General features: G+C 73.7%; 6 protein-coding genes. 4 read left to right on the forward strand and 2 right to left on the reverse strand.

The features are described from left to right. Nucleotides 1-81: 81 nt before the first annotated feature. Nucleotides 82-3,021 carry an AAA family ATPase gene (locus ACSNOG_RS20785; RefSeq protein ID WP_436754179.1) on the reverse strand — a complete coding sequence of 980 codons (2,940 nt, stop codon included), beginning with the start codon at nt 3,019-3,021 and terminating at the stop codon, nt 82-84. 268 nt (nt 3,022-3,289) lie between these two features. Here ACSNOG_RS20785 and ACSNOG_RS20790 point away from each other — a divergent pair, with 268 nt between their 5' ends. Then, on the forward strand, nt 3,290-4,168 hold the full coding sequence (locus tag ACSNOG_RS20790) for a methylenetetrahydrofolate reductase (RefSeq protein ID WP_436754180.1): 879 nt from the start codon (nt 3,290-3,292) through the stop codon (nt 4,166-4,168). 308 nt (nt 4,169-4,476) lie between these two features. After that, a complete protein-coding gene (locus ACSNOG_RS20795) occupies nt 4,477-5,160 on the forward strand; it encodes a sigma-70 family RNA polymerase sigma factor (protein ID WP_436754181.1) in 684 nt (227 codons plus the stop codon). A gap of 7 nt (nt 5,161-5,167) precedes the next feature. Here the strand turns inward: ACSNOG_RS20795 and ACSNOG_RS20800 are convergent, their stop codons facing one another. After that, a complete protein-coding gene (locus ACSNOG_RS20800; RefSeq protein ID WP_436754182.1) occupies nt 5,168-5,638 on the reverse strand; it encodes a MepB family protein in 471 nt (156 codons plus the stop codon). A 255-nt stretch (nt 5,639-5,893) separates the two neighbouring features. Here ACSNOG_RS20800 and ACSNOG_RS20805 point away from each other — a divergent pair, with 255 nt between their 5' ends. Together ACSNOG_RS20805 and ACSNOG_RS20810 are read left to right on the forward strand one after the other, a co-directional pair. Beyond that, nucleotides 5,894-7,126, forward strand: coding sequence for a serine hydrolase domain-containing protein (locus ACSNOG_RS20805; RefSeq protein WP_436754183.1), 1,233 nt, complete (start codon nt 5,894-5,896; stop codon nt 7,124-7,126). Between the two features lie 571 nt (nt 7,127-7,697). Continuing rightward, nucleotides 7,698-8,774 (forward strand): globin domain-containing protein, encoded by a 1,077-nt coding sequence (locus ACSNOG_RS20810; RefSeq protein WP_436754184.1) that lies wholly within the window; start codon nt 7,698-7,700, stop codon nt 8,772-8,774. The last annotated feature ends 43 nt before the right edge of the window (nt 8,775-8,817 follow it).

Below are 8,817 nucleotides of genomic sequence, written 5' to 3' on the forward strand. Positions count from 1 at the left end.
AACGAGGGCAACTCTGCCTGGCGGGGGCACCAGTGCCATCCGTAGGACTACTGGTGCCCCACTGGTGCGCCACCGGGGCCGTCACCGCAGCAGGCGGGCCAGCTCCGTCCGCGAGCTGACGCCGAGCTTCGGATACACCTTGTACAGGTGGTACTCGACGGTGCGCGGGCTGAGGAAGAGACGGGCCGCGACATCCCGGTTGCTCACGCCCTCCGCGACGAGCCGGGCGATGCGCAGCTCCTGCGCGGTGAGCTCGCCGAGGGCCGCGGGACCGTCCGGGGCGGCCGCCTCCCCGGCCGCGCGCAGCTCCCCTCTCGCGCGCTGCTCCCACGGCAGTGCGCCCATGCGGTGGAACGCCTCCGCCGCGTGCCGCAGATGGGGCCGCGCCTCGCCGGCGCGGCGGTCACGGCGCAGCCGTTCGCCCAGGAGCAGCTCGGTACGGGCCCGGTCGTACGCGGTGGCGTCCTGGTCGTCGTCGGCGGCGAGGAGTTCGAGCGCCTTCATGAGCAGCGCCGGCGCCTCGGCGTCCGCGGCGACCAGGGCCCGGCAGCGGGTCGCCAGGGCTTGCGCGCGAGGTGAGGCCGCCCCGGCGGACCACTGCCCGAGGAATTCCGCGGCGGCGCCGGCCGCCGCGCGGTCCCCGGCGGCGACGGCCGCCTCCACCCGGTCGGCGGCCGACCCCCACACCACCAGGTGGTGGCCCGCGCCGGGCCCGGCGGACGCGAGGGCGGTGAGGCGTTCGTGGGCCCGGTCGAAGCGGCCGAGGCCCAGGTCCAGCAGGCCGAGCGCGTACGAGGCCACGCCGGCGCGCAGGCCCAGCCGGTGCGGAATGGCGATGGCCAGCGCTTCCCGGGCGCGGTCCCGGCACTCGTCCTCCCGGCCGCGCACGGCCGCGCAGACGGCGAGGTTGGCGAGGTGGGCGGCCACGGAGTTGTCGAGGCCGGTCTCCCGGGCGAGGGCCAGCCCCTCCTCGGACAGCGCGGCGCTGAGCGCGAAGCCACTGTTCATGCGCTCGGCCGTGGCGGCGTTCTCCAGGACGACGGGCAGCGTGCCCACCATGCCGGAGACGCGGGCGACACGGCCCGCCCGGGCCCCGTAACGGGCGGCGGCGTCACGCTCCCCGAGCAGACTGGCCGCGGCCGCCGCCCACAGCAACCGCGCGGCGGGACTTTCGGCCGCGGAGCCGGGGCCGGCGCGGCCCGGGCCGGCGTAGCCGGGGTCGTCGTCCGGAAGAGCGGCCAGGGCCCTGCGCAGCAGGTGCGTGCCGCGGTCGGCGTCGCCGTCGTACAGGGTGCCCATGCCGGTCAGGACGTCGCGAAGGAACGCGTCTCCGGCGTCCTCCGGCACCCCCGGTGGGGCGGTCACGGCGGCCGCCCGGCGGCCGATGCGCACCGCGGCCCGGGTGTCGCCGACGGCGGAGGCGGCCTCGGCGGCATCGGCGAGCAGGGCGAGCACGACCCGCCGCGTCGCGCCGGCACGCTCCTCCGGCCAACCGCTTCCGGCCACACCCCCGCCGACCCCGGCCACGCCGGTCGCGGCTCCGGCCGTGTCGGCCCTCTCCCGGGCCGGGTCGGCCGTCTCCTCGGCCGCTTCGACCGTCTCCACGGCCGACAAGAGTGTCCGCAGGGCCTCGGCCGCGTTGCCCGAGGACAGTTCGAACCTGGCGTCGAGCCGGGCGATCTCGGCGCGCAGCAGGGGCTCGCGGGCCAGGTCGCGGGCCGCGGCGAGGGCCGAGTGGGCCCGGCCCGGGCGGGCGCCGAGCCACGCGGCGGTGGCCGTGTCCGTCAGGCGGCGGGCGCGGACCGCCGGGTCGGGGGTCAGGGCGGCGGCCCGGGTGAGGAGGCCCGCGGCGTCGGCGTATCCGCCCCGGGCGCGGGCGTGTTCGCCGGCGGCGGCCAGCGCGGCCGCGACGTCCTCGTCGGGGCCGGTCGCGGCCTCCGCGCGGTGCCTGGCCGCCCGGTCGTGGTCGCCGTCCTCCGCCAGGAGCTCGGCGAGCCGGCGGTGGACCGCGCGGCGGGCCGCCGGGGCCGCGCCCGCGTGGGCGGCGGCGCGGATCAGCGGATGCAGGAAGTGCACGTGGGGCGGCCGGATCTCCACGATGCCGGCGGCCTCAGCCGCCTCCAGCGCGCCGGGGTCCGCGCCCAGCCGCCCGGCCGCGGCGCGGATCAGCCGGGCGTCGCCCCGGCCCTCCAGCGCGGCGGCGAGCAGGACGAGCCGGGTCTCCTCGGGCAGTCGTGCGATCCGGTCGCCGTAGACGGCGGTGACGCCCTCTCCCACCGGCAGCGGATCGGGCAGCGGTACCCGGCCCGCCAGCTGATCGGGCGTCAGGAGGCCGGCCGTCTCGCGCAGCGCGAGGGGGTTGCCGCCGGTGGCGGCCGTAACGGTCTCGACGACACCGGGCGCCGGGGCGGCGTCGGCACGCTCCGCGAGCACGTCGCGCGCGCCCGCGGCGTCCAGTCCGCGCAGCTCCAGCGAGGGCAGCGCGCCGAGCGCCCGCCGGGCCCCGGCATCGTCGCGAGTACCGATCAGCAGCCCCACGCCGTCACCTCCGCCGAAGCGGCGGGCGGCGAAGAGCAGGGCGTCGGCGGAGGCCTGGTCCACCCACTGGAAGTCGTCGACGACGCACACCAGGCCGCCGTCGGACGCCGCCTCCGCCAGGAGGGACAGGACACCCGCCGAGACGAGGAACCCGTCCTGGGCAGCCGTCGGTTCCGCCAGCCCCAGCGCGGCACGTACCGCATCCCGCTGGGCGCCGGGCAGCGCGTCGGCCAGGCCGACGACCGGGCGCAGCAACTGGTGCAGCGCGGCGAAGGCCATCCCCGACTCGGGTTCGGCACCGGTCGCCGTCAGGACGCGCGCGGGGTCCGCCCGCTCGGCGGCGTGCCGCAGGAGCGTGGACTTCCCGGCGCCGGGCTCGCCGCGCACCACCAGGCAGCGGCCGGCACCGGAGCGCACGTCCTTCAGGAATTGCTCCAGCGCGCCGAGTTCGCCCTCGCGCCCGGCTATCCGGCCGACCGTCATCCCTGTTTCCCCGTTCCCGCGCACCTGCCGGGGCGGCCTGTTTTGCCCGCCCTCGGCCAGGGCGACTGTACCCGTTCCGATCACCCTCGCCGGTGGCCGTTCCCGCAGGTCGGAGCGGAGCGGCCCGTCGTGCCGGCCCAGGGGACTCATGGCACAGCTCCGGTATCCGACCGCGCCGGGCAGCGCCGGCGAACCGGCCGGGGGCGGCCGCGGAAAAGGGGTCCTTTACCCTCGTGCAGTCGGGTCGTCCCACGCCTTACGGAGCACGATGGATTCTCGTACCGCCCAGCCCGGTGGGGCCACCGGCCTGCTGCTCGAGGACTTCTCCCTCGAAATGACCGGCAAGGACGTCCCGGCCCTCGAAGAGGCCGGGCGCCTCCTCCCCGCGGGCACGCGCGTCAACGTGACCTTCCTGGGCAACGAGGACCTGTCGATGCGGCTCACCGCCGCCCGCGCGGTGAAGGCCCTCGGCTTCGAGCCCGTCCCGCACCTGTCGGCCCGCCGGATGCCCTCCCGTGCGGCGTTCGAGGAGTTCCTCTCCCGGCTCCATGCGGAAGGGATGTCCGGACGCGTGTTCGCGGTGGGTGGTGACCCGGCCGTGCCGGAGGGGCCCTACGAGGACGCCCTGGCGCTGATCCGGTCGGGGCTGCTGGAGCAGTACGGCGTCGAGCAGGTCGGGGTGTGCGGCTACCCGGAGGGGCACCCGGCCATCACCGGCCCGCAGCTGTGGTCGGCGCTGGAGCAGAAGGCCGCCGCGCTCGCCGAGCGTCGCATACCCGGGCACATCATCACGCAGTTCGGCTTCGACCCCGACCCGGTCCTCGCCTGGATCGAGGAGGTGCGGGACCGCGGCATCCACCTGCCCGTCAGGGTCGGTGTGCCCGGCCCCGCAGGGGTGCGCAGGCTCCTGGGGTACGCGACCCGGTTCGGCGTCGGGACCAGCGCGGGCATCGCCCGGAAGTACGGCCTCTCCCTGACCCAGCTCATGGGGACGGCAGGCCCCGACCGGTTCCTCCGCACCCTCTCCGAGGGCTACGACCCGCAGCGGCACGGCGACGTCAAGCTGCACTTCTACACCTTCGGCGGCCTGCGGGCCACCGCGGACTGGGTGGCGCGCTTCCGCGAGGCGAGCCCGGCGGCCTCATAGCGTGCGCCCCGCCCTCCCTCCCCTTCCCCGTCGCCGGTGAACCGTTCCGGCCGCCGTGCCCGTACACCGGGGCGGAGGCGCGGGCGAACCGGAGCCGTCGCCGGGAACGGGAACCCCCCGGCGGCATGGGTCGCCGTGCTGATCGAGTACCGGGGCGAGGACGGCGTCCAAGGGCTGGTCCGGGCCCCAGCGCGACGTTGGCGGATCGTTAGCGCGGCGTTGGCGGCCCCCGACAGGCTGTCCTCACCGCCGCCGGGGACACCCGGTCGGTGAGGTGCCGTTCCCGTCTGATCCGAGAGGCCAAGCGCGTGTCGAAGCCGCCTGCCGCCCAGCACCCGTCCGTGTCCCGGCCGCCCGCAGGCCCCGCCGATCGCCCGGGCCCCGCCGATGGCCCGGTCGCCGCGGACGTGCCCGACGCCGCCCCCTCGACCCTCGCCCCGGAGACGCTCGCCGAGATCCACCGCCTGCACGGCGGCTACCTGCTGCGCGCGCTGCTCCGGTCGACCGGCGGTGACCGGGACAAGGCCGAGGACGTCCTGCAGGAGACGCTCCTGCGCGCCTGGCAGCACCCCGAGGCGCTGGCGGCGGGACCGCAGCAGAGCCGTCCGTGGCTGCTCACGGTGGCGCGGCGGATCGCGATCGACCACTACCGGATGGCGGCCGCCCGCGCCAAGGAGGTGATGGGCGAGCCGATGGAGGACCGTCCGTCGGCCGGGGACCCGTACGAGGAGGTGGTCGTCGCCCGGGACGTCGCCGTGGCGATGCGGCGCGTGCCGGACCACCACCGCGAGGTGCTGGTGGAACTGCACCTCAACGACCGCCCGGTGGCCGAAGCCGCGGCCCGGCTCGGCGTACCGCCGGGAACCGTGAAGTCCCGTCATTACTACGCGATCCGGGCGCTGCGCCCGGTCCTGGCGGCGGAGCCCGGTTACGCTCCGGCCGTCGGGGGGACGGCGTCGCCGGCCGGCCGCTCCGGCCCGAGCGCGGCGTGAAGCGCGGCTAGCGACCGGGGCGGTAGAGCATCCGGACGCGGCCGGAATCGACCGGCTCGTTCTCAGGAATGTGCAGGAAGTAATGCAGCTGCCACGTCTGCGTGCTCCGGGCCTGGCGATTGGTCGTCGTGACCCAGGGCGGGTAGACGCGGAACGCCCTTTTCCCGCCCGTGCCGTTCCTCGACACGATGTCCCGTTCGCACAGCACGTCCTGCGGAAAGACGAACTGTCCGAAGTGATCGCCCTCCCGTGTGCTGATGACGAACAGGTCGACGGCGTCCGCGACGTCGAAGGGCCGGATCGGCCCTTCATCGGATCTCCTCCATACGGTGACGAACTGACCGGCCTTCGTGGGCGTCGTTTTGGCGGTACGGAATCGGACGGCCAGGCCGTCCAGAGTGAAGGTGTGTGCCCTGTATTCGGCGCTCTCCGCTTCGGCTACCGGTTGTGAGCACGTGAGCCCGTTCGGGTCGTACACCCGCGCCTTCGCGGCGAGGAGGTCATCTGGGACCGGTCCCGGGCGGGACCGGTCCCCGGCGCCGGAAACGGGGGCGGGGGAGGCCGGGGGACCGTCGTCGCGTTTCGTCGTCATCGATCCATCCTTTCAGCTCTCCGTGACGGCCGGCGAATGGCCCGGGCGGGGGAACCGTTCTACGATTCACATGCATTTCGTCCGTTCCTTTCGTTTCCTTTCGTTTCTTCGGTTTCTCCTCGAATTCGCTGGAGCCAGCCCATGAAGCGCTCGTGCACACGTCTGCGCCGGGGGGCCGTGATGACCGTCGCGATGGGGGTGCTCACCCTTCCGGTCGCGGGAGGGGCGGCCGCCACCGCGCCCCCCGCGCCGCCGTCGCCCTCCGCCTCGGTGTCCGAGGGCGGCTTCCGGCCCCTCACCCCCGCCGTGAAGCGACAGCTCGACAAGGCGGTGCGGCGGGTCATGCGGGAGGCCGGCGTCCCCGGGGTCACCGTGGGGCTGTGGGCGCCCGGCAAGGGGCGCTACGTGCGCTCGTTCGGGGTCGCCGACAAGAGCAGCGGCCGGAAGATGTCGCCGGACCTGTCCGTACGGATCGGCAGCGAGACCAAGACGTTCACCGTGACCGCACTCCTGAAGCTCGTCGACCGGGGCGCGGTGAGACTGGATGACCCGATCGGCGCGTACGTCAAGGGCGTGCCCAACGGGAACGTCATCACCCTGCGTCAGCTGGCCGGGATGCGCAGCGGGCTCTTCAACTACTCCGAGGACGACGACTTCTTCAAGGCGTTGACGTCCCGTCCGCGGCGCCCGTTCACGCCGCAGCAGTTGCTCGGCTACGCCTTCAGGCACCCCGTGCAGTTCCCGCCCGGTGAGAGGTTCTCCTACTGCAACACCAACCTCATCCTGCTCGGCCTGGTGATCGAGAAGGTCACCGGCCGGCCGCTGCGGGACGTCATCCGGGAGAAGGTGCTCGTGCCGGCCGGTCTGCGCCACACCTCCTTCCCCGTCGGCGCGGAGTTCCCGAAGCCGCACCCGCAGGGGTACACGAGCCAGACCGCGAGCGGCAAGGTCGAGGAGACCGCCGACTGGAACCCCTCCTGGGCCTGGGCGGCCGGCGCAATGGTCTCCGACCTGGAGGATCTGCGCGTATGGGCGCGTACGGTCGCCACCGGCGTCCTCCCTGGCGGCCGGACCCTCATCGGCCCCGCCACCCAGAAGCAGCGGCTCACCACGCAGCCGACCGGGATCGTGGACGTCGGGTACGGCCTCGGCATCTTCGACGTCCGCGGCTGGATCGGGCACAACGGTTCGCTGCCGGGCTACGAGACGCTGACCGTCTACCTCCCGGCGGAGCGGGCGACCCTCGTCGTGCTGCTGAACACCGACATCGACCACGACGGCTCGGAACCCAGCACGCTCTTCGGCGATGCCATCACGAAGATCGTGACACCGGGGAACGTTTTCGACCTGCGCGCGCAGCCCGCGGTCAAGTGAGGACCCGCAGGTGTCTCCTGAACCGCCGATCGATATGTACCCGCAAGTCAGCACAGCGGTCGGATTCGGTCGGGGTGATTCCACAAGAACCGGCGCCGAGTTCTAGTGGATACGGCTCTTCCTCGCCTCGTGAACCTCATTGAGGATCGTGGGGCATCCGGAAGCGGCTAGTCCGCTTCTTTGATTCCACTCCCCGATGAGGATTCATGCTGGCCACGTCCGACCTTCACGCCGCTCCCTCTCGATGGAGATCCACAGGGGGAGCACTGGACCGTTGAGATTCCGGATCGGTCGCCCGAGCGGCACGCCCAAACCCCCGGCCCCGGAGTATCGGCAGTATCCGGAATACCCGGAATACCCGGAATACCCGGAGTACTCTGCATACCCGGAACATCGGCAGCACCCGCAGCACCCGCAGCACCCGCAGCACCCGCAGCACCCTCAGTACTCCGATTACGGGGAGCCCCGGCAGGCCGCGTACGCCGAAGAGCCGGAGCCCGAGTCCGCCGAACCGCCTTTGTCGGCCCACGAGATAAGCCTCATCAGGACGTCCCTCTCGGTGGTCAAACCCATGGCGGGGGAGATAACGGTCTATTTCTACGCGGTCCTGTTCGCCCGCTATCCCGAGGTCCGTCCGATGTTCCCGGAAGGGATGGACGCCCAGCGCGACCGTCTCCTGCGCGCGCTGCTGCGCATCGTGGACCTGGTCGACGACCCCGAGAACCTCGTCCGCTTCTGCGGGCACCTCGGACGCGACCACCGGAAGTTCGGCACCCTCGCCGCGCACTTCCCGGCGGTGGGCGAATGCCTCCTCGCCACCCTGGCCCGGTTCGCGGGCTCCGCATGGACCCCGGAGATCGCCGCCGCCTGGACGAAGGCGTACGGCACCGTCGCGCAACTCATGATCAGCGCGGCCGAGGAGGACGAGGCGGTACGGCCCGCCACCTGGCCCGCCACCGTCGTGCACCGCCTCTCGCGCGGCCACGGCATCGCCGAAATCACCGTGCGTCCCCACATTCCCTACGCGTACGCCGCGGGCCAGTACGTGAGCGTCGAGACGCCGTGGTGGCCGAAGCGGTGGCGCTATTACTCCGTCGCCAACGCGCCCCGCCAGGACGGCACCCTCACCTTCCACGTGCGCGCGGTGCCCGGCGGTTCGGTCAGCGAGGCGCTGGTGCACCGGGCGGTGGTGGGAGACGTCATCCGGCTCGGACCCCCGATGGGCGACATGGTCCTGGACGCGGCCCACCACGACGAACTGGTCTTCGTGGCCGGCGGCACCGGTCTCGCCCCGGTCCGCGCGCTCATCGAAGAGGTCGCCCGGCGCGGGGGCCGCAGACAGGTGCACCTGTTCCTCGGGGCCCGGACCGGCGCGGAGCTGTACGGCGTCGACGACATGCTCCGGATGGCCCAGCGGTACCACTGGCTGACCATCAGGGGCGCGGTCTCCGACGAGTACGTCCCCGGGATCCGCGGAACGCTGCCGGAAGTGCTGGCCGAGTACGGGCCGTGGTACGAGCACGACGTCTTCCTCAGCGGTCCGGCACAGATGGTGGTCTCCGCCAAGGAGACGCTCGCGCTCAGCGGCACCCGGCCCGACCGCATCCACCACGACCCCTTCGAGACACCCGTCCTGTCCGTGCCCTGAGCCACGTCCTTGCACCCCCTCCGCACCCCGAGCCGCCCCCCAC

This window comes from Streptomyces sp. URMC 124, assembly GCF_051386455.1.
Taxonomy (GTDB): Bacteria; Actinomycetota; Actinomycetes; order Streptomycetales; family Streptomycetaceae; genus Streptomyces.